The sequence below is a fragment of the Geitlerinema sp. PCC 9228 genome (assembly GCF_001870905.1).
In the GTDB taxonomy this organism is placed as follows: Bacteria; Cyanobacteriota; Cyanobacteriia; order Cyanobacteriales; family PCC-9228; genus PCC-9228.
The window spans coordinates 1-19,119 of sequence record NZ_LNDC01000124.1 but is presented as its reverse complement, the minus strand read 5'-3'; the positions used below and the strand labels follow the sequence as shown (position 1 = coordinate 19,119).

Sequence of the window (19,119 nt, the reverse complement as noted above, 5' to 3'; positions counted from 1 at the left end):
CGGAGTCTGCTACGAGACCAAGGCTGGACTAACCGAACGCAATCGACACGAATGTCAATTTTTGTCCAGTGATTGGGTTAGTCTGCCAATCCTACAATACCGGGTGGCTTGATGTTGGAATGGTAGAAAAAAGCGCGATCGCCCAACTGCATTTGCCGCAAAAAATTGCGCGCCTGGTAGTTTCGCACCCCATCCCAAATTGCACGACTTTCTTGTTGCAAATCGGTAATGCTATAGGTTTGCGGTTCGGATTTGAGCAGCCAATAATTCATAACCAAAATCATTGCTTGCCAAGGCATACAGGAGGTCTGGAACCAACCCCCCATATCCCCAGCAAGCGAATCAAAATGGTGCCTGGCGTTGGATGGATTAGTAAGTTTCTACGTGCCAGCGACCTTCTTTCTTCATTTGCTTCTGATAATCCGCCCAGTCAATGCCTTGTTGGGCAGTTACTTCCGACATGCCTTTGTCAATGCCATCTTCCATACCTTTCAAACCGCAGATGTAGGTGTGGGTATTGGGTTGTTGAATCAACTCCCACAACTCCTGCGCGTGTTCGGCAATGCGGTGTTGGATATACATCTTGCCACCTTCTTTGTTCTTCTGTTCGCGGCTGATGGCATAGGTCAAGCGGAAGTTGTCGGGATACTGCTGCTGCATTTCTTCCAGTTCTTCCTTGTACAGGATATTTTGTGTATAGGGAATACCGAAGAAGAGCCAAGCAAATCCGTTAAACTTGTAGTCTTCGTGGTGTTCTTTAAACATCCGCTCCAGATAAGCACGGAACGGAGCAATGCCAGTACCGGTCGCCATCATGATAATGTTGGCATTTTCATCATCGGGCAGCAGCATGTTTTTGCCCACCGGACCGGTAATTTTCACATCGGCACCGGTTTCCAGGTTGCACAAGTAGGAAGAGCAAACCCCGTAAACCGTTTCTCCCGTTTCTGGATGCTGGTACTCTAGCTGGCGCACGCACAAAGATACGGTATTGTCGTCTTTGGTGTCGCCGTGACGGGTAGAAGCAATGGAATACAAACGAAGTTTGTGGGGTTTTCCTTTATCGTCGGTACCGGGAGGAATGATGCCAATACTTTGTCCTTCCAAATACCTCAGGTCGCTGTTAGCAATGTCAAAGACCAGATGGCGTACCGTACCCGAACCACCTTCTTTTACCAATTCTTCATTGCGAATGCATTTGCCGATGAGAGGTTGTTTTGGTTTGTAGATATTCGTGGGAATATCGTTTTTCTTGTCAGACTTTTTGGCCTGGGTCATGGATTTGCCCTTGGTATCTGCTTGAGCAGGCTGAGATTTGGCTGCAGCTTGGGAGTTTCCGTTCCCCTGAACGCCGTTGCCCACAGGTTTAATGCTAACAATTTTGCCTCCCATGCGTGTAATGCGGCGCATCTCTTCGTTCATGCGGTGGTAGGGCACCGTAATGAATGTGCTGCCGCTACGACGAATGGGATAGTTGGTTTTATCGGTTTCTGGATTTTGACGCAGCCCTACGACTTCATATACAAAACAGCGACTACCGTATTCTGTGTTCCCAGTAACATTTACTGGACTTTTCATGTACATCGGCGCTTGAAAACCTCCTAATTATGAATGCTTTTCGCTATTGCAGACAGAAACAATCGCTCGAATCAAATCGCGAGCGTTTTTTATGGCATTGGATCTGGTTGGTCAGTCACGGCGAGAACGTCAAAAGCATCTAGACTTTTGTCAAGAAATTGCCATCTTCTAGTTGGATGTTCCCATGGTTTACTAGAAGCTACCAGTGGCTAGCTGCAGCAAAGATTCCTAGAAAGTGGCTGGGAAAGCTTTACTGCCAGCTCCCGAGTCCTCGCTGTGTTGCCTCCCACATCCACCAACAACGAAACCACTTTCGTTATTTTAACCGGATGGTGGTGCAACTCGCTGGTCTGTTTGCTAGTTTTCGCCAACCAACCGAGCAAGCAGCAAGCAATTCCCGCTCGCTTCTCTTTACTTACCGTAACATTGTCTCGGAAATGCCTCGTGGTTGGTGGGAGATTTGTGGGGAAATGGGAGGCGGGGAAGAATTGAAAGGGTAACAAAAATTTATGTTTCCATCTCCTTTAGCTCGCTATACCCGGTGGCTGCAGCACCAGCGATCCCCACACCTTGTGAAAACTCCCGGCTTCTGGTAGAATTTTCGAGCACAAGGTAGTATAAATTACTTAATAAGTAGCCGTCGCTTGCTACCAACCGCAGCGATCGCTAAGATATCTCCTTGAAATTGGTTTTTGCAGTACGTCCACCAGGACGAAACTACGCTGGCTCGGGGTCATAATTTCCCCAGAATGGGATTTCCCCATTTTTAAACTCCCCGAGAAAGCAAAATTGTCCCAACTCCTCCATTGCCGTTGGAAGAGTGTTAATTTTTTGCTTGCTAGCTGGTGCCATATTTCGCGTAGGGGAAACAATATCGCCCTTCCCTACCGATAGCATAAATCCAGTTCGAGCCAGCAACCCGATCTGGGCAAAAACCGATCTAGCTGGCTCCAAATTTTGTAAGTAAACCATACTTTGTTTTGTTGTAAGAGGTCTCTCTATGATAAATAAGCCGGATCGCGTGGTCTTAATTGGCGTAGCTGGAGATTCTGGATGCGGCAAATCAACCTTCCTGAAAAGGTTGGCCGACCTGTTCGGTAAAGAATTCATGACGGTCATCTGCTTGGATGACTACCACAGCCTGGACCGCAAGCAGCGCAAGGAAGCCAAGGTCACTGCGCTAAACCCCAAAGCCAACAACTTTGACTTGATGTACGAACAAGTCAAAGCGCTCAAAAACGGTCAGGCGATTGACAAACCCATCTACAACCACGAAACCGGCTGCATCGACCCACCGGAAAGAATAGAACCCAACCACGTGGTTGTCATCGAAGGATTGCACCCCATGTACGACGAGCGGGTGCGCTCCTTGCTAGACTTCAGCGTTTACCTGGATATCAGCGATGAAGTGAAAATCGCTTGGAAATTACAACGGGATATGGCAGAAAGGGGCCACACTTACGATGACGTGTTGGCTTCCATTGAAGCTCGTCGTCCCGATTTTGAGGCATACATCGAACCGCAAAAACAACACGCCGATGTCACCATTGAGGTATTACCTACCAACTTAATTCCCGACGATAAGGAACGTAAGATTTTGCGGGTACGCATGATCCAACGGTATGGCAAAGAAAACTTGGATCCGGTGTACCTATTCGACGAAGGCTCCACCATTCACTGGATTCCCTGCGGTCGCAAGCTGACCTGTTCCTATCCCGGCATCCGCATGTACTACGGTCCGGATAGCTATTACGGTCACGAAGTTTCCGTTCTCGAAGTGGATGGTCAGTTTGAAAAACTGGAAGAGCTCATTTACATTGAAGGTCACCTGAGCAACACTTCCACCAAGTACTACGGCGAATTGACCCACTTGTTGCTACAACACAAGGAATATCCCGGCTCCAACAACGGTACCGGTCTGTTCCAGCTTTTGGTGGGACTGCAAATGCGTGCCATGTACGAATCCCTGACTTCTAAAGAAGCCAAGGTAGCAGCTACTTCCCAAGCCTAACCACAAGTTGCAGTTGCCCTGCAATTAACTTCAAAATTCTAGAAAAAAAATACAAGCGAGGGATGGCGGCATCTCTCGCTTTTGTTTTGCTGGGGAACGATTATTGGGCAAGTTGTAGTTTTTGCTGGATGGTTTGCGGCAACTCGTCTAGGGAAACGTCTGTTTGTTCGCCGGAGGTTAAATCTTTCAAGCCGCATTGGCGGTTGGCTGCTTCCTCGGAACCAATAATAACGCAGAAAGGAATCTGCAATTTGTTGGCTTGTTGAAATTGTTTTTTAACCGCTCGTTGCTCGAAGTTGGTGATAACTTTGAGACCGGCTTGACGCAACTTTTGCGATACTTCTAGATACAAGGGCATCAAGTCTTCCTGCATGTTCAATACCATGACTTGCGCTGGTGTGGGAGATAGGGGATGTAAAATATCGGCGCGAATTAAACGGTTGATGAGACGGGTTAAGCCAATGGAAATGCCCACCCCAGGCATTTGTTCTCCCACAAACATGCCGACCAAATCGTCGTAACGACCACCAGAGCAAATGCTGCCTAAATTTTCATGGCCGATGAGGGTGGTTTCGTAAACCGTACCTGTATAATAATCCAATCCCCGCGCGATCGCTAGGTCAAGGCAAAAACGTTCTTCCGAAACGCCCAAACTACGTACCCCTTTAACCACAGTTTGCAGTTCTTCAATGCCGCTGTTTAAAACTTCTGTATTTTCCAACTGCGACTGCATTTTTTGCAGAGACTGCAAAACTTCATCAGGAGAACCATCAATTTCGGTGAAATCAATAATTTTCTGAATTTGTGCTTCAGATAAATCTAAATCTGCTAGAGATTTTTTAACTTGTTCGCGACCAATTTTCTCTGCTGCATCGATAATTCGTACGCATGCCGTAATTTTGTCTTCAGCTACACCAATGGCAGCAAAAAATCCGGTTAGAACTTTGCGATTGTTAATGCGAATTTTAAACTCGCCGATATCAATGGCACTAAAAATTTCGGCAATAATTGCTGGCACTTGCGCGTCGTATAGCAGGCTGAGTTTCCCTCGACCTACTACGTCAATATCGCACTGGCGAAATTGGCGATAGCGACCATCTTTGGCGCGTTCCCCGCGAAAGACGGTATCCATTTGATACCGTGCAAACGGAAAGCTCAATTCGTTCAAATGGCGGGCAATATAAGCAGCGAGGGGAACGGTTTGGTCGAATTTCAATCCCCTGGCTTCGGAGGAACTGTCGCTGTCGTCGCCTGCTTGTTCTTTTTCTGCTTGCCGCGCTGGTGGTAGCACTGGATGCAAGCTATAAATAATGTTATCCCCCTGGTTTCCTTTGGCTTGCAATACATCCAAACGTTCTACCGCTGGTGTTTCAATGGGGGTAAATCCATAGCGTTCAAAAACTTGGCGAATGGTATCGGTTAAGTACAGTTCCAGGCGTTTTTCCTGTGGGAGAAACTCTGGAAAGCCACTCGGACAAGAGATATTAATTTTGTCGTTTTTACCCATAATTTTTTCAATAGAAATCGAACGAACAATGACAGTTATTGGCTAAAAAAAAAGAAGATAGCGGGATGGGCACTCAATTCATCAAGAAATACTAAAGATACGGTGGCAATGGAACCAAATCCTTCTGGGTAGCCAGGGAATTTTGATAAGCCGGGAGGAACTGAAGATGCTTGTTATCAACCCAGCGAAAATACCCATTCCAATTGGGAGAAGCTGGCTGGTGAAAAACGAATACCAAATCTGGTTAACCGTCCCCTTTGACAATGGGGACTACAGAGGGCTCTTCTTCGATTTTACCTATCGGGTCTCGACGGTGTGGATTCCACATGAAATCTATGCTAGCACAAGCGATCGCTTCCACCCAAATTTTCCCAAAACAGGTAGCATCTGGGTCGTGGGGAAGAGATTGCTGTTGCCACCCAGATGCTTCGAGCAAGGTCTAAGAAACCCTAAGGAACGTTTAAATAATGCAAGCTAAACAAACGTTCCGAATCGGTCCACACTTTGCTGGGAACAAAACCAGCTTTGCGGGCCAATTCTTGAAATTCTTCCGGACTGTATTTGTAGGAACTTTCCGTGTGAATAGTTTCTCCTTTATCAAAAGAAAACTCGCGATCGCCGATTTGCACTTTTTGGTTTTCCAAACTTTTCAGATGCATTTCAATTCTACCGAATTCAGGATTGTAAAATGCATAGTGTTTGAAAGCATTTAGATCGAAATTTCCCTGTAGTTCTCGGTTAATTCGCGTCAATAAATTTAAATTAAAAGCTGCCGTTACGCCTTCAGCGTCATTGTAGGCAGCTTCTAGGCGTTTGGAGTCTTTTTTTAAATCGGCTCCCACTAACATGGCATCTCCTGATGTTAGTTTTTGACAAGCCTTTTGCAGCAGATTGACCGCCGCTGTCGGTTCTAAATTGCCGATGGTACTACCGGGAAAGAAAATAAACCGTTTCCTCGCTGCTGTAGCTGGCAAAGAAAAATCTTGCGTATAATCGGCACAAACAGCTACAATATTTAAGTCTGGATAGCTTTGAGCCAATTCCGCCGTTGCCTGCATCATATGTTCTTTAGAAATATCGATGGGCATATACGCCGCTGGTTTGGCAAAAGCATCGAGCAGAATTCTTACCTTAGAACTGTTGCCGCTACCGTATTCAATTAAAAGGACATTTTCCCCAACCAACTGGGCAATTTCGCGGCTGTATTGCTGCAGCAGGCTGACCTCTGTTCGCGTGGGATAGTATTCTTCTACTTCGCAAATTCGATCGAACAGTTCCGAACCACGCTTGTCATAAAAAAATTTTGGGGCAATTCCTTTTTGCGGTTGCGACAAACCGCGAATTACCTCATCGTGGAAATTGGCTGGTTTGGGTTGAAAGTCGTAAAAGTTCAACTTCTCCATGTAAATTCGGGTAGAAGAAACCCCCGCTCCCTTTAACGGCGGCTCCTATCCTACCACGGCTGGAAAAAAGTTGTCTTGGATTTGGCGATCGCTTATTTTTTCTTACCGCCAAACAGACCGCCAAACAATCCCCCATCAGATTTGCCTTTCTTGCCTTTGGCTGGCTTTGATGATTTGCTAGAGCCTGATTTGCCAGTAGATTTCCCCTGCAAGCGGTCTAATTTTTTCTTCGCCTCTAGTGCTTTGCTTTGTTGGGGGTGAAGCTGTAAGGCTTTGTTGATATGAACTTTGGCGACAGTTAGTTGGTTTTGTTTTAAGTAAACGCTGCCTAGCAAAGCGTGGCTGTAGGCATGGTTGGGGTCTAGCTTAATGGCGTCTTGCAGTTCTTTCTTCGCCATATCCAAGCTATTGCTAGCGATGAGTTCTTCGGCTCTGGTACAGTAGCGATCGGCATAAGACCCAGGCTCAGAAGTAGAAGCGGTTTCTGCCGAAGAGTGACTGGATTGGCTACCAGTTGCTGAACTGGCAGCTTGGCTTTGTGTACCTTGGTAAGGATAGCTGGTGGTGGTCTGGGCTTGACGGATCAGATAAGCTAAATTTAACTCGCTCAGTTTGGCGATGGTATCGACAGCTGCCTCCACGTCTTGATACTGTTCGCCAGCTAGTTCGTCAATGGCTTGCTTGTAGTCATTTTCCCACTGGGAAGCCGATAACAATTTTTGGGCAGGTTCCCACTGCCAGGTAATTTGTGGGGAATCTTGCTGGGTTCGTTCGGAAACGGTACGCAACAAAATCTTGTGTTCGGCGTAGTTGCTATCGCTAACCAGCGTATTGTACGCCGGGTTAACCAATTTGGAAAACAACTGCATGGCTCGTTGTTGCTTTTCTGGCGTCGTGGCTTTACAGCTATCCGGGTGTAGCAATCGCGCCAGTTTGATATATCGCTTGCGTACTTCTCCCATCGACGCATCCATGGGAATGCCCAAAATGGCGTGATGGTCGGTAACGTCGAAAGCAAATAATCCGCGTTCTATCTGAAAGGACAGAGTCACGATTTTCCCTTTATTTTAACTTTCCCATTGCTATCATTCCCAATGTAGCGCATCGGCAATCGCGATCGCTTGTCTCTAGCCGGGAATTTTTTGCCCTTGCCTACCATCCCCCCAGAAGCGAGTTCCAGTTTCGCAAGGAGGATGGCTAGGAGTTGCTACTAGCGATATCGCCAACAACGCCAGTATTTTTGTCTATCTTCCCACTATTTGTGCCTGGGATTTTCCGGACTATCCGGGGAAAATACCTCTTTACCCCTTAGAATGGTCAAATATTTCTTTGTTCGCGTTGCTTCTATTTCCCAAAATGCTCCTTTTTGCAGATTGGGTAAATGTCCGTATAGGTCTACATGTAAAGGTTGGATTTGTTGGCGAGATGTCCTTGTTTTGTGCGTTTCGTTTTTCTGAGCATCGACAGTTACTTTCACCAAATTTTCTTCTTCATTCCAGTACTCAATCAGACCTCGAATCGAGAAGCGATCCATTAAATTATCTGGACTACTAATATCTCCTGCTGGATAGTGGAGAAAACCTTTCAAGCCAAAAGATAGTTTACCCTTAGAATAGTTTTCTATCCAAATATTCCAAGCAGCAAGTGTATGGCAATCTTCCTGACTGGGTGACCAATTTGGGGAAACTATGACCGTAGGAAACTCATAGCCATCAGGGGTTACCAATACTCCCGAACGATTATTTTCTTCTTCAGGCTGCCAAGAAGCTATCAATACCCCTGTAGCTCGAAATTGTTCGATTTGGTCAGGTTTTTGAATCGGTGGGGCGATTTTTTCTTCCTTACGGGGTTCTGGAACTGGGGATGCAACCGCTTCTTCTTCCTCTTGTTCTATTTCCGCAAACTCTTGGCTTAACTCTACGGTTTCCCGAACTACATTGCTGATTTCGTCTTGTTCGCTAACTTGCTGGTTTATGTAGATGTCTAAATTATAGCTAAATTTTTTATATTTCTGTTCGGACTCAAAAACACTGCCTCGGAAAGCAGTTTTCAACTGATAGTAGGTTCGAGCGGTATAACCAATAGCGTAGAAAGAGATGAAATTCAGGGTAGCATTAATCGTTACCTGACCACCCAAAGAATCAAATGGCGTGTTTTCCAAAAAACTCAAATTTAGTTTTTGTTTGGCGTAAATTGTAGCAAAGATAGCCAGTTGTTCGTAAAGATCGAGTTCTCGAAAACCATAACAAACCCCGATTTGATAAATTAACTCTTGCAGGGCATAGTTGCTGGCATACCAGTCAACTTGTACTTCTTTGTCCCCTTCTAAAATATATTCTGAAACTTCGCCGGCAGTTTCATCGATAACCAGGGAAACAGCTTTATTTTGGATAAGGCGACTGGCAATTTGTCTGGGAGCTTCGTCGGGATGTTCTGTTTGTAAATCGAAAACTTCCTGTTGGGCTTTCTGTTGGTCGATTCCTCGAATTACCTGAATTAAATATATCAGCCAGTCTGCTGGAAGCAGTTCAAGGGTAGCGACAATTGTTTGCTCAACAACCCATCGACCTAATTGTGTAAAAATCCCTCGTACATCTATGCCCTCTCGCTGAAGATTTTGGGCGATTTGAATGGCTCTTTCCTTAAATTCTTCTGCTCTTTGGGTTAATTGTTTTAATGCTTCAATATCCTGTTTCGATTTTTCGTGAATTGCCTGTAAAACTCTAGATACGAACTTCTTTAATGTGTGGATTGCTTGCGTAGCTTCTCCTTGAATGATTGCGCTCTCAGGAACCCAAGTTCCCCAATAAGCGGCTTTGGATTGTGTCGTTATAAAGTCGAACAACTCTTTTAAGTCAGGATACTTCCAAGGTGGGCTCGCAAAGCCATAATAAGTGTCATCATAAGTATGAAGATTCAGCACGACCTTGGGTTGAAAGCAAAAGTGAAACTCGGAATCATCATCCGAAAAGTAGGCAGCTTCTAATTCATAACCATCATATGCGATCGCTAAAACGATTCCTTGCTTGGTTTCACCATCGATTTGACAGCTAGTAGCCGCAAATAATAATTTACTTAAGCTCATAATAACCACCTATTTATGGGATTTACGCAAGTCAAACTACCTTTCTAGGCTCAAATCGTGGATCGAGATGACGCAATTTTATGCGAGTATCCCCAGTAGAAAATCACCATTCGACTTTACTACAAAAATAGGGTAATACATTTTTAGAGCTACCGCAAGGAATTCCAATTCCTTCTTAAAGATACTTTTCGTCGCGTTTTCGCCCAATTGGATCCAGAACAACTAGAATTCAGCTTTCGCGAGTGGGTAACAGCAGTGGCACAGCAACTAGAAGCTCACGTGATAGCCATTGATAGTAAAACGCTAAACGTAATACCATTTCTTTAAAAGTTTGCAATAAATAAACGGTGTATTTTTGTAGGGGCGTAACGCGTGAGTCCTGGTTTCAACTTAACGGATCTAGAAGAAGCCAAAAGGAGTAAACTGAAAGTATAACCAATAAGTGAGGAAATGACCCATGGGTCATCGTCGTTCCTACCCAAATGGCAATCCAGATTTGCGACGTCGCTGCCAGGTACCAGCTCCTGAGATTGAAGAAATCGAGCAACTTTTTTCAAGAGTCTCACTCCAGCCGCCTTCAAAACCCTCAAAGGTCAACAAGACACTCATGGTCAGCTCATGAGATACCGTTTATTAACCTTGCCAGTCATGGTGGCGGTGGTGTTAACGTTAGTTAATCGCAGGGTGAACAGCTGAAGCGAGCTAACCCATTTGTTGAAAAACTTTAGGGAACAAAAAATTTTTTGTGACTCGTCTGCGTGAAAAGCCGTCTATTACTTAGTCAAAACCCTATCCCAAACTCAAAGGTATCGAGATGAAATTGTGAAATTAGGTATATATCATTACAATTCTTGCCATCATCCCCTACGTCTAGTTTCTGTTTTGTGAAATGGACCATGGTACAACTATTTAACCAATGTTCGCAACCCAGATATTCTTCCTGCTCATCTGGTGGTGGAACTCTACCGCCGTCGCTGGCGTGTTGAAAATGTTTTTGCAATTACGAAATGTTTGTTAGGTTTGTCTTATTTTTGGGACCAAGACTGCAATGGTGTACAAGTTCAGATTTATATGCTACCTGGATTTTTTATACGATTCTCAATTCCATTTGTGCTGAAGTGGTTGTTGCTTTCAAAGAACCTTTAGAAAAGATTTCTAAAGAAATGGTGCTTCGCGGTTGTTATCATTATGCACGTGTTTATCTTGCAGGTACAACCTCTACTCTTGTCGAGTATTTAACCGACGATCCGAAATTGTTCGGACTCGTTAAACGCCAACGAAAATGACAGCCAGAAAAGGATATTCAATTCTACCAAGTGTGGGGCATTCCAGCCTTCAGTTGAAACCAGTGAACGCGTGAACCTCCCTACTGCTTGCCAGCCAAATCAAACGAAGTTCTTCTGAATTCTGGACACTGTGTTCACGTGCAACTCCAAAGCTTCCCCAATTTGGGTATCTTTCCAACGCTCTTGAGGATGTCTTGGTCAGCTATGAGCAAAACCTGAGCATACAAAATTTTTTTAGCCGGAGCAGAACCATTCCCAGTTAAACGACTCAAGTTTTCTCATTGTTGAGGCGTTTAGATAAACTGTATATTTGAGACTGGGATTGATAATGGATTTATCCTCATGCTTTACCTACTATTTTAGCCTAGATGCGTTACTACAAAATCTCAATTGATTTCTAATATGAAATTCGTTTGAATAGATTGAATCGCTCTCAGACCCCCGGCTGCGATGCCCTGAGCTCCTCCGTTGGGTCGCTGTCTCCCTTAGCAAGTGTGACTTACACGGGGTTCTTCTCCATAGGTTTACAGCAGAATTTCATATGACTTGGTACAAGTAAATAAATCGTTCTTATGATTGAAGTTTTAGCTGCTTTATCTGGCGCTGCTGCTGCTGGATTCCGGATTGCCCTCCCTTTGTTGTTAATTGGTTTGCTGCAAAGCGATCGCTTGTGGTCGCAAGTACCGCTTTTGAATGCCCTGCCGCCGCGATTGGTGGTGGGGGTTTTGGTTAGTTGGTCCTTATTTGAATTGTTTGCTTCTAAAAAACGGTTGGGGCAAAGGGCATTACAAATCGTTCAATTTTTGTTTAGTCCCTTGGTGGGGGCTGTGATGAGTATAGCGATCGCTTCTACGGCGGATTCCCCCCAATGGTTGGTTTGGTTGATTGGCATTGTAGGCGGATTGCTGGCTTTGGTGCTGCAATTGGTCCAAATGGGATGGTTTTTCCGCTTGCGGGGATTGCCTCTATGGCTAATTTTTATCCAAGATGGTCTTTGTTTTTCTTTGGTTTTGTTTGCTTTTGATGCTCCCAAGGAAGGTGGATTGATTGCTTTATTGTTGCTTTGGCTGGCAATTCGCAGTTCTAAGGCTTGGTATCGCTGGTATGTGGGAGCAGATACGGGTTCGGTGCGGACAAAAACTAGGAAACGTCGCCATCGGTCTTCTGGCCAAGATTCCTAGAACCAATGTCGTCACAAAAGTTAGGAAGCGATCGCGCTTAAGTTTGTCCGGTGAGTAGGTTTTCTATCAATTGCGGTAGTTGTAGGATTTGGTCGAGAAGTTGTTGTGGACCAATGCCAAATCCAATTTGTAAAATAAGTACAATGGCGGCAATGGCGAGGGCTTTTTTAAACGCCATTTGCGCTACCTGCAACAACCAGGTTAGCACCAACCAAGAAACCACCAAAGCGGCTACCAAAAGAATTAAATTCATAAGCAAAACGTTAAGACCAAATACAAAAAATAGGAATTTTACGCTATCTGGGGAACATGAAAACTTAAATTTTACTAAAGATTTGGTACGAATTTTCTGAAAATTTTCTCAGAAGGAGAACAGTCAATTTTAAACATAGATTCGCTGTTCCTCTTCATTCCCCAGAAAATAGAGATCGTACAGAATGCGATCGCATCTTGCCAACACTCTGGAGGCAGTCAAAATGGGCGAATCGTACGTTATAATCGCTTGTGAGGAGATCGAGTTGTCGTTTCTACGCCCACAGCTGTTCTTGAGAAAACCAGCATAAATACTCACGAAAAATCGCATTCGCGTACCACTCGCAATGTATTTTTGCCAAGTTTCCCACCTAGGCTAGCGGCAACGCGCTTTAAGCATTTATACAGTCAATTCCGGTTTCTTTAATTTCCCTAAAACTTTTTCCGCCAACAGATAAGCTTCTTTAGGATAGAAAATAGAAACCGGACAAAAACATCTCTCAATATTCTTCAGGAAAACTCCCCCATGGCTCCTCTGTTGCCAATTTTGCCGGTAACAATCGGCAGTTGCGGTAACTGTAGCGAATTGACTCCGGGAGGAAAACAAACATTATGGTCAATACCGGACAAAAATACTCCCTCGATAGGGACTGCATGACGCTATCTCGCCACGTCTTGCAGCAACTACAAAGTTTTGGTCCCGAGGCACAGGATTTAAGCGCCATTATGGGTCGCCTGGCGTTGGCAGGTAAATTAATTGCCCGCCACCTCAGCAGTGCTGGCTTGATGGAAGGGGTTTTAGGATTTACTGGCAGTACCAACGTTCAGGGAGAATCGGTCAAAAAAATCGACGAATATGCCAATCGGGTTTTCATTTCCGTGTTTGAACAAAGCGGTTTGGTATGCCGCTTGGCTTCCGAAGAAATGGACAAACCCTACTACATTCCCGAAAACTGCCCCATTGGACGCTATAGCCTTCTGTACGACCCCGTTGACGGTTCTTCCAACTCCGATATTAACCTCAATATTGGCTCGATTTTCTCCATCCGCCAGCAAGAAGGAATGGATGAAGATGGTCAGGCACGGGATTTACTGCAAAACGGTCGCAAGCAACTAGCAGCAGGATATATTTTATACGGACCCAGCACCATGTTCGTTTATTCCCTGGGAACGGGGGTTCATGCCTTTGCCTTAGACCCCAGTTTGGGAGAATTTATCCTTTCTCGGGAGAATATCCAAATTCCCGAAAGCAGTTCTACCTACAGCGTCAACGAAGGCAATTTCTGGCAATGGGATGAATCCGTTCGGGATTATATCCGCTACGTCCACGAACAAGAGGGATACACGGCACGGTACAGTGGTGCGTTGGTATCGGATTTTCATCGTATTTTATACCAAGGGGGCGTGTTTTTGTATCCCGGTACGGTGAAAAAACCCCAAGGAAAGCTGCGTCTGCTGTACGAAACGGCACCTTTGGCGTTTTTGGTAGAACAGGCAGGTGGTCGTGCAAGTACGGGTGAGACGGAAATTTTGGATGTGGTTCCCGAAAAACTACACGAACGTACACCTTTGATAATAGGAAGTAAGGAAAACGTGGCGTTGGTAGAATCTTTTGTCCAGCAAGGGACACGCGCCAGTCAAGAGGCTGTTACCAAGTAAACATGGGATTGGTGAGGATACCAGTAAAATGGAAATTGGTATCCGAGGCCAACCGTTTGCAGAAATTGAACACTACTTAAGGATAGGCACTATGAGTGACAATCGCTTGCTAGATATCGAACAATACGGTCAAAGTATTTGGATGGACAACCTCAGCCGGGATTTAATCGAGTCCGGTCAGTTGCAAAAAGCCATCGAAGAACGGGGATTGCTGGGGATTACCTCCAATCCGGCGATTTTTGAAAAAGCGATCGCTGGTAACCAAGTATACGATACCGATATCGAAGCTGGCGCTAAGGCTGGCAAATCCGTGCAGGAAATTTACGAATCCTTGGTATTTAAGGATATTCGCGATGCTTGCGATGCCTTCCGTCCCATTTACGATCGCACCGGTGGTATGGATGGTTACGTTAGTATTGAGTTGCCCCCGGATTTGGCACGGGATACGGAAAACAGCATCGAAGAAGCCAAACGCTATTTCCGGGATATCGGTCGCGACAACGTCATGATTAAAATTCCGGGAACGCCGGAAGGGTTGGCAGCGGTGGAAGAAGTCATTGCTGCTGGTATTAATGTGAATATTACCCTACTGTTTTCGGTACAGAGCTACGTAGAAACAGCTTGGGCCTACATTCGTGGTTTAGAAAAACGAGCAGCCAACGGCGAAGATATTAGCAAAATTGCTTCGGTGGCTAGTTTCTTTATTAGCCGCATCGATGCCAAAGTAGACAAGAAACTCGATGCCGCCATCGAACAAACCAACGACGAACAGCAAAAAGAAGAACTGCGTCAGTATAAGGGCAAAGTTGCGATCGCCAATGCCAAAATTGCCTATCAGAAATATAAGGAAATCGTCCAAAGCGATCGCTGGAAAGCCCTCGCCGAAAAAGGTGCCAACATTCAACGGCTGCTGTGGGCAAGCACCAGCACCAAAAACCCCGAATACAGCGACGTCATGTACGTCGACGAACTCATCGGTGCCAACACCATCAACACCCTACCCCCCAAAACCATCGAAGCTTGCTTCGACCACTGTACGGTCAGCGGCGATCCCATCGAACGCGATCTGGAAACAGCCCAGCAAATCATGCAGCGGTTGCCCGAACTAGGCATTGACCTAGATAAGGTTATGGAAGAACTGTTACAAGAAGGGATTGACAAATTCGTCGAACCCTATCAATCCTTGATGCAGTCCCTAGAAGAAAAAGTTAACAAGCTCACGCCTGCCTAATAGGTATGGCAAAAGGGGAGTATGGGAGAAGTATTGATAATTTCCTTTCTTCCCCCTCCTCCCCCTCTTCCCACTCCTCCCCCTCTTCCCCATCCAGTAAGAGAAAGACTCAAACAAGCAAGCCATGGTAACAATGCAAGAAAATCCCCTTCGGGTAGGATTGCAACAAGACCGGATTCCAGAACCGCAAATTTTGGTGATTTTTGGGGCATCCGGGGATTTGACCCAGCGCAAACTGGTGCCGGCTTTGTACCAAATGCGCTTAGAACGCAAACTGCCGCCAGAACTTACTATTGTGGGGGTGGCGCGGCGGGATTGGAGCCACGATTATTTCCGCGATCGCATGCGCGAAGGCATCGAACAGTACGGCGGCGGTCTGGGTTCGGAAGAAACATGGAAAGAATTTGCCCAGGGATTGTTTTATCACTCCGGTAACATCGACGACCCCGAAAGTTATAAAAACCTCAAATCTTTCCTGAGCGAACTCGACGAAAAACGAGGAACCCGTGGCAACCGCGTCTTTTATTTATCAGTGGCGCCCCGTTTCTTCCCAGAAGCGGCCCAGCAATTGGGAGCCGCCGGTATGCTGAAAGACCCCACTTCCCATCGTTTGGTCATCGAAAAACCCTTCGGTCGCGATCTGAGTTCCGCACAAAGACTCAACCAAGTCGTGCGTCAGGTAGCCAGCGAAGAACAAATTTACCGCATCGACCACTATTTGGGGAAAGAAACCGTCCAAAACCTACTGGTGTTCCGCTTTGCCAACGCCATTTTTGAACCACTGTGGAACCGCCAGTTCGTAGACCACGTTCAAATCACCGTCGCCGAAAAAGTGGGTTTGGAAGGACGCGCGGGATATTACGAAACCGCCGGTGCGCTGCGGGATATGGTGCAAAACCACCTCATGCAACTGTTTTCCCTCACCACCATGGAACCCCCCAACTCCTTAGATGCTGATAGCATTCGCAATGAAAAAGTCAAAGTTGTCCAAGCTACCCACTTGGCCGATTTAGAAAATTTAGAGCTATCAGCAGTTCGGGGTCAGTATACCCGTGGCTGGATGGATGGCAAACACGTTCCTGCCTACCGCGAAGAAGAAGGGGCCGATCCCAACTCCACGACCCCTACTTATGCTGCCTTAAAACTCTTTGTCGATAACTGGCGCTGGAAAGGGGTACCGTTTTACCTGCGTACTGGCAAACGCATGCCCAAAAAATTTACAGAAATTGCCATCCACTTTAAAGAAGTGCCCTACATGATGTTCCAATCGGCAGCCAAACAGGTCAACCGCAACGTTTTGGCCATGCGGATTCAACCCAACGAAGGCATTTCCATGCGTTTTGAAGTGAAAACTCCCGGTACTTCCCTGCGAACTCGTTCGGTGGATATGGATTTTCGCTACGATACCGCCTTCGGTCAAGCCAATACCGATGCTTACAGCCGGCTGCTGATTGATTGCATGTTAGGGGACCAAACTTTGTTTACCCGGGGAGATGAAGTGGAAGCTTCCTGGCGAATTCTCACTCCCTTGTTGCAAGCTTGGGATGCGCCAGCGCCACCGGAAAGCATTCCCCTGTACGAAGCCGGTACCTGGGAACCGGTGGAAGCAGAACTGTTACTCAATCGCGATGGACGTCGCTGGCGGCGGTTGTGAACAAAGCTTATTGAAGAACGGTTTTTTTGATGTTTTGTCGTCTTGGCGATAAGGAATTTCATCTATGACTACTCCATTAGTAACGCTACAGCAGCCGACGGATATTTCTCTGGACGAAATTGAAGCCGAATTAAGTAAAATTTGGCGGACGCAAAACGGCGGCAAAGAAGCGCCGGTGGCTTCTCGCGCGACCACGTTTAGTATGGTGGTGTACGAACCGGAAGAATTTCAGCAGTTGCTGGCAGCTTTGGATTTCTACGATGGTGCTATTGACGGGGTTCACGGTCAACTGACCAAAACCGCCATTCGAGAAGCGCAGAAAGCCTACAATCTACGAGTAACGGGTCGTGTGGACCCACTGACTTTGGCGAAATTGCGGGAAGTGGTGAGTACCCTGCCTCCCGAACAGCGGCAACCTAGCAATCCCGATTATCGCGGGTTTAGTATAGGAGAAGCGATCGCTGCGCAAAATCCCTGTCGGATTATCAGCCTGTGTCCTACCCTGGGAGAAGATGAAGGCGTCACCGCGCAAGTTTCTGTCTACTGTCCTTTGCAAAAAAACAGCAGTGGTAGCAATTTAATTTGCTGCGAATATATTACCCTGCGCGGCAGTAAAGATGCTTTAGAACGGGTTGGCGACCTGGTGTCTTCTTTGATGATGCCGGAACTTCCCCGTTTCATCTGGTGGAAAGCCACTCCCAACCCCGAACAGAATCTATTCCAAAAACTTTCCCAATCCTGTAACTGTATTATTCTCGATTCTAGTTACTTCAGCGATCCGGAATCCGAATTTCTCAAAATCCAAGAACTCATCGACGAGGAAACCTACGTTGCCGACCTCAACTGGCATCGCCTGTCTCCCTGGCAGGAACTCACCGCCGCTACCTTCGATCCGCCAGAACGTCGCGCTGCTTTGGGAGAACTCGATCGCGTTACCATTGATTATGAAAAGGGCAATGCCGCGCAAGGATGGATGTTTTTGGGATGGTTAGCCAGCCGCTTGGATTGGAAACCAGTTTCTTATACCCATGAAGGCGGCGACTACGACCTCAAACGAGTTTATTTCCAAGGACCGAATGGCAGAGAAATCGAAGCCGAACTCGCTGCCATTCCCACAGCCGACTGGGGAGAGATTCCCGGTGATTTGATTGCCTTGCGTCTCAACTCCACCAATCCCCAAGCTGATTGCTGTACCATTCTCTGTTCCGAAACCACCGGTTGCATGAGGATGGAAGCCGGCGGCAGCGCGCAATCCTGCCGAACCGAACAAGTTAGTTCCCTTTCCGACCAAAAAGCAGAATCCCTCATGGCGCAGCAGTTGCAACGTTGGGGTCGCGAGATTCTCTACGAAGAAAGTTTATCCGTAACGGCGGATATTCTCAAATTAAGTTAAATCAGTAGGGTGGGCATTGCCCACCCTACTAGCACGTCTATTTTAATTTGGTAGGTAAAGCGATCGCTAAAATTTCTATCTAGCCATTACATGACCCACAATTTTAGCCTAGATGCGCTCCTACTCTACGAAGAAAGTTTGTCCCTAACGGCGGATATTCTCAAATTAAGTTAAATCAGTAGGGTGGGCATTGCCCACCCTACAATTATCATTTCTTGATTGTTTGTAAAAATTCGATCGAAAAGTTGCAGCAACCAGCTAAAATTATAGATTATATTTCCCCAATACATCAAAGCTAGACATGGCAAACTATCGGCGTGCTTGGATTCCCGGCGGTACTTTCTTTTTAACAATGGTTACTTACCAGAGAAAACCTTTGTTTGAAAATAGCGATCGCGTGGAGAATTTACGAAAAGCGATCGCTCAAGTAAAACAGGAAATGCCTTTTGATATTATTGCAGCCGTCGTCTTGCCAGACCACCTACATTTTATTTGGAAACTTCCCCTAGGAGATGCGAATTTTTCACGGCGCGTCGGTCGTCTCAAAGTCTTATTTACCCGCTACCAATTTGGGGAAAGCGTTTCAGTCAGAAGCGGTTCGGCATCCAGACGCAAGCATCGAGAAAGCGATGTTTGGCAGCGTCGTTTTTGGGAACATACAATTCGGAATGAAACCGAACTCAACCAATGTTTGGATTATATTCACTACAATCCCGTCAAACACGGTTACGTATCCTATCCCCATCAGTGGAAGCATTCCAGTTTTCATCGATGGGTCAAACTTGGTTACTATTCAAGGGATTGGGGATGTCCGGTATCGGGGAATACATCACAGAAATTTGATTTTAAAACCATTGAATATTTTATCCGAGAATAAGG

13 protein-coding genes and 2 pseudogenes are annotated in these 19,119 nt (G+C 46.0%); 8 read left to right on the top strand and 7 right to left on the bottom strand.

Translation table 11 applies throughout. The features are described from left to right. Positions 1–86: 86 nt before the first annotated feature. Together AS151_RS13185 and AS151_RS13180 are read right to left on the bottom strand one after the other, a co-directional pair. Positions 87–272: pseudogene (locus AS151_RS13185) on the bottom strand (EVE domain-containing protein); the annotation flags it as partial. Between the two features lie 97 nt (positions 273–369). Beyond that, complete coding sequence (locus AS151_RS13180; RefSeq protein WP_071517526.1) at positions 370–1,584, bottom strand: ferredoxin-NADP reductase; 1,215 nt, start codon at positions 1,582–1,584, stop codon at positions 370–372. A gap of 994 nt (positions 1,585–2,578) precedes the next feature. Here AS151_RS13180 and AS151_RS13170 point away from each other — a divergent pair. Beyond that, positions 2,579–3,589, top strand: a complete 1,011-nt coding sequence (locus AS151_RS13170) for a phosphoribulokinase (RefSeq protein WP_071517524.1) — start codon at positions 2,579–2,581, stop codon at positions 3,587–3,589. A gap of 100 nt (positions 3,590–3,689) precedes the next feature. Here AS151_RS13170 and hisS read toward each other — a convergent pair whose 3' ends face one another. The 4 genes from hisS to AS151_RS13150 form a co-directional block, all read right to left on the bottom strand. Then, positions 3,690–5,096 carry a histidine--tRNA ligase gene (gene hisS / locus AS151_RS13165; RefSeq protein WP_071517523.1) on the bottom strand — a complete coding sequence of 469 codons (1,407 nt, stop codon included), beginning with the start codon at positions 5,094–5,096 and terminating at the stop codon, positions 3,690–3,692. 449 nt (positions 5,097–5,545) lie between these two features. Further along, a complete protein-coding gene (gene egtD, locus AS151_RS13160; protein WP_071517522.1) occupies positions 5,546–6,499 on the bottom strand; it encodes an L-histidine N(alpha)-methyltransferase in 954 nt (317 codons plus the stop codon). A gap of 92 nt (positions 6,500–6,591) precedes the next feature. Next, the gene (locus AS151_RS13155; protein WP_084639575.1) at positions 6,592–7,551 is read right to left on the bottom strand and encodes a J domain-containing protein; all 960 of its coding nucleotides are present in this window, start codon (positions 7,549–7,551) and stop codon (positions 6,592–6,594) included. A gap of 203 nt (positions 7,552–7,754) precedes the next feature. Further along, positions 7,755–9,584 carry a hypothetical protein gene (locus tag AS151_RS13150; protein ID WP_139240651.1) on the bottom strand — a complete coding sequence of 610 codons (1,830 nt, stop codon included), beginning with the start codon at positions 9,582–9,584 and terminating at the stop codon, positions 7,755–7,757. 137 nt (positions 9,585–9,721) lie between these two features. Here AS151_RS13150 and AS151_RS22825 point away from each other — a divergent pair. Both AS151_RS22825 and AS151_RS13140 read left to right on the top strand, forming a co-directional pair. Then, positions 9,722–9,887 (top strand): annotated as a pseudogene (locus AS151_RS22825) (ISAs1 family transposase); the annotation flags it as partial. A gap of 1,555 nt (positions 9,888–11,442) precedes the next feature. After that, positions 11,443–12,051 (top strand): DUF4126 domain-containing protein, encoded by a 609-nt coding sequence (locus tag AS151_RS13140; RefSeq protein ID WP_084639573.1) that lies wholly within the window; start codon positions 11,443–11,445, stop codon positions 12,049–12,051. Between the two features lie 37 nt (positions 12,052–12,088). On the opposite strand, the gene AS151_RS13135 is transcribed toward AS151_RS13140, so the two are convergent. Further along, entirely contained in the window at positions 12,089–12,304 is a 216-nt protein-coding gene (locus tag AS151_RS13135) for a hypothetical protein (RefSeq protein WP_084639572.1), read from the bottom strand. 611 nt (positions 12,305–12,915) lie between these two features. Here AS151_RS13135 and fbp point away from each other — a divergent pair. The 5 genes from fbp (at position 12,916) to AS151_RS13110 (ending at position 19,117) form a co-directional block, all read left to right on the top strand. Continuing rightward, a complete protein-coding gene (gene fbp, locus AS151_RS13130) occupies positions 12,916–13,962 on the top strand; it encodes a class 1 fructose-bisphosphatase (protein ID WP_071517518.1) in 1,047 nt (348 codons plus the stop codon). Between the two features lie 91 nt (positions 13,963–14,053). Next, positions 14,054–15,193, top strand: a complete 1,140-nt coding sequence (tal, locus tag AS151_RS13125) for a transaldolase (RefSeq protein ID WP_071517527.1) — start codon at positions 14,054–14,056, stop codon at positions 15,191–15,193. Between the two features lie 124 nt (positions 15,194–15,317). Further along, the gene (zwf, locus tag AS151_RS13120) at positions 15,318–16,847 is read left to right on the top strand and encodes a glucose-6-phosphate dehydrogenase (protein WP_071517517.1); all 1,530 of its coding nucleotides are present in this window, start codon (positions 15,318–15,320) and stop codon (positions 16,845–16,847) included. Between the two features lie 64 nt (positions 16,848–16,911). Further along, entirely contained in the window at positions 16,912–18,240 is a 1,329-nt protein-coding gene (opcA, locus tag AS151_RS13115; RefSeq protein ID WP_071517516.1) for a glucose-6-phosphate dehydrogenase assembly protein OpcA, read from the top strand. Positions 18,241–18,541: 301 nt separating this feature from the next. Beyond that, the gene (locus tag AS151_RS13110; RefSeq protein WP_071517515.1) at positions 18,542–19,117 is read left to right on the top strand and encodes a transposase; all 576 of its coding nucleotides are present in this window, start codon (positions 18,542–18,544) and stop codon (positions 19,115–19,117) included. The last annotated feature ends 2 nt before the right edge of the window (positions 19,118–19,119 follow it).

Coding starts and splice junctions, on each gene's coding strand:
- tal (WP_071517527.1), top strand. CDS start 14,054: ATGAGTGACAATCGCTTGCTAGATATCGAACAATACGGTCAAAGTATT.
- AS151_RS13170 (WP_071517524.1), top strand. CDS start 2,579: ATGATAAATAAGCCGGATCGCGTGGTCTTAATTGGCGTAGCTGGAGAT.
- egtD (WP_071517522.1), bottom strand. CDS start 6,499: ATGGAGAAGTTGAACTTTTACGACTTTCAACCCAAACCAGCCAATTTC.
- AS151_RS13135 (WP_084639572.1), bottom strand. CDS start 12,304: ATGAATTTAATTCTTTTGGTAGCCGCTTTGGTGGTTTCTTGGTTGGTG.
- zwf (WP_071517517.1), top strand. CDS start 15,318: ATGGTAACAATGCAAGAAAATCCCCTTCGGGTAGGATTGCAACAAGAC.
- opcA (WP_071517516.1), top strand. CDS start 16,912: ATGACTACTCCATTAGTAACGCTACAGCAGCCGACGGATATTTCTCTG.
- hisS (WP_071517523.1), bottom strand. CDS start 5,096: ATGGGTAAAAACGACAAAATTAATATCTCTTGTCCGAGTGGCTTTCCA.
- AS151_RS13180 (WP_071517526.1), bottom strand. CDS start 1,584: ATGTACATGAAAAGTCCAGTAAATGTTACTGGGAACACAGAATACGGT.
- AS151_RS13150 (WP_139240651.1), bottom strand. CDS start 9,584: ATGAGCTTAAGTAAATTATTATTTGCGGCTACTAGCTGTCAAATCGAT.
- AS151_RS13140 (WP_084639573.1), top strand. CDS start 11,443: ATGATTGAAGTTTTAGCTGCTTTATCTGGCGCTGCTGCTGCTGGATTC.
- fbp (WP_071517518.1), top strand. CDS start 12,916: ATGGTCAATACCGGACAAAAATACTCCCTCGATAGGGACTGCATGACG.
- AS151_RS13110 (WP_071517515.1), top strand. CDS start 18,542: ATGGCAAACTATCGGCGTGCTTGGATTCCCGGCGGTACTTTCTTTTTA.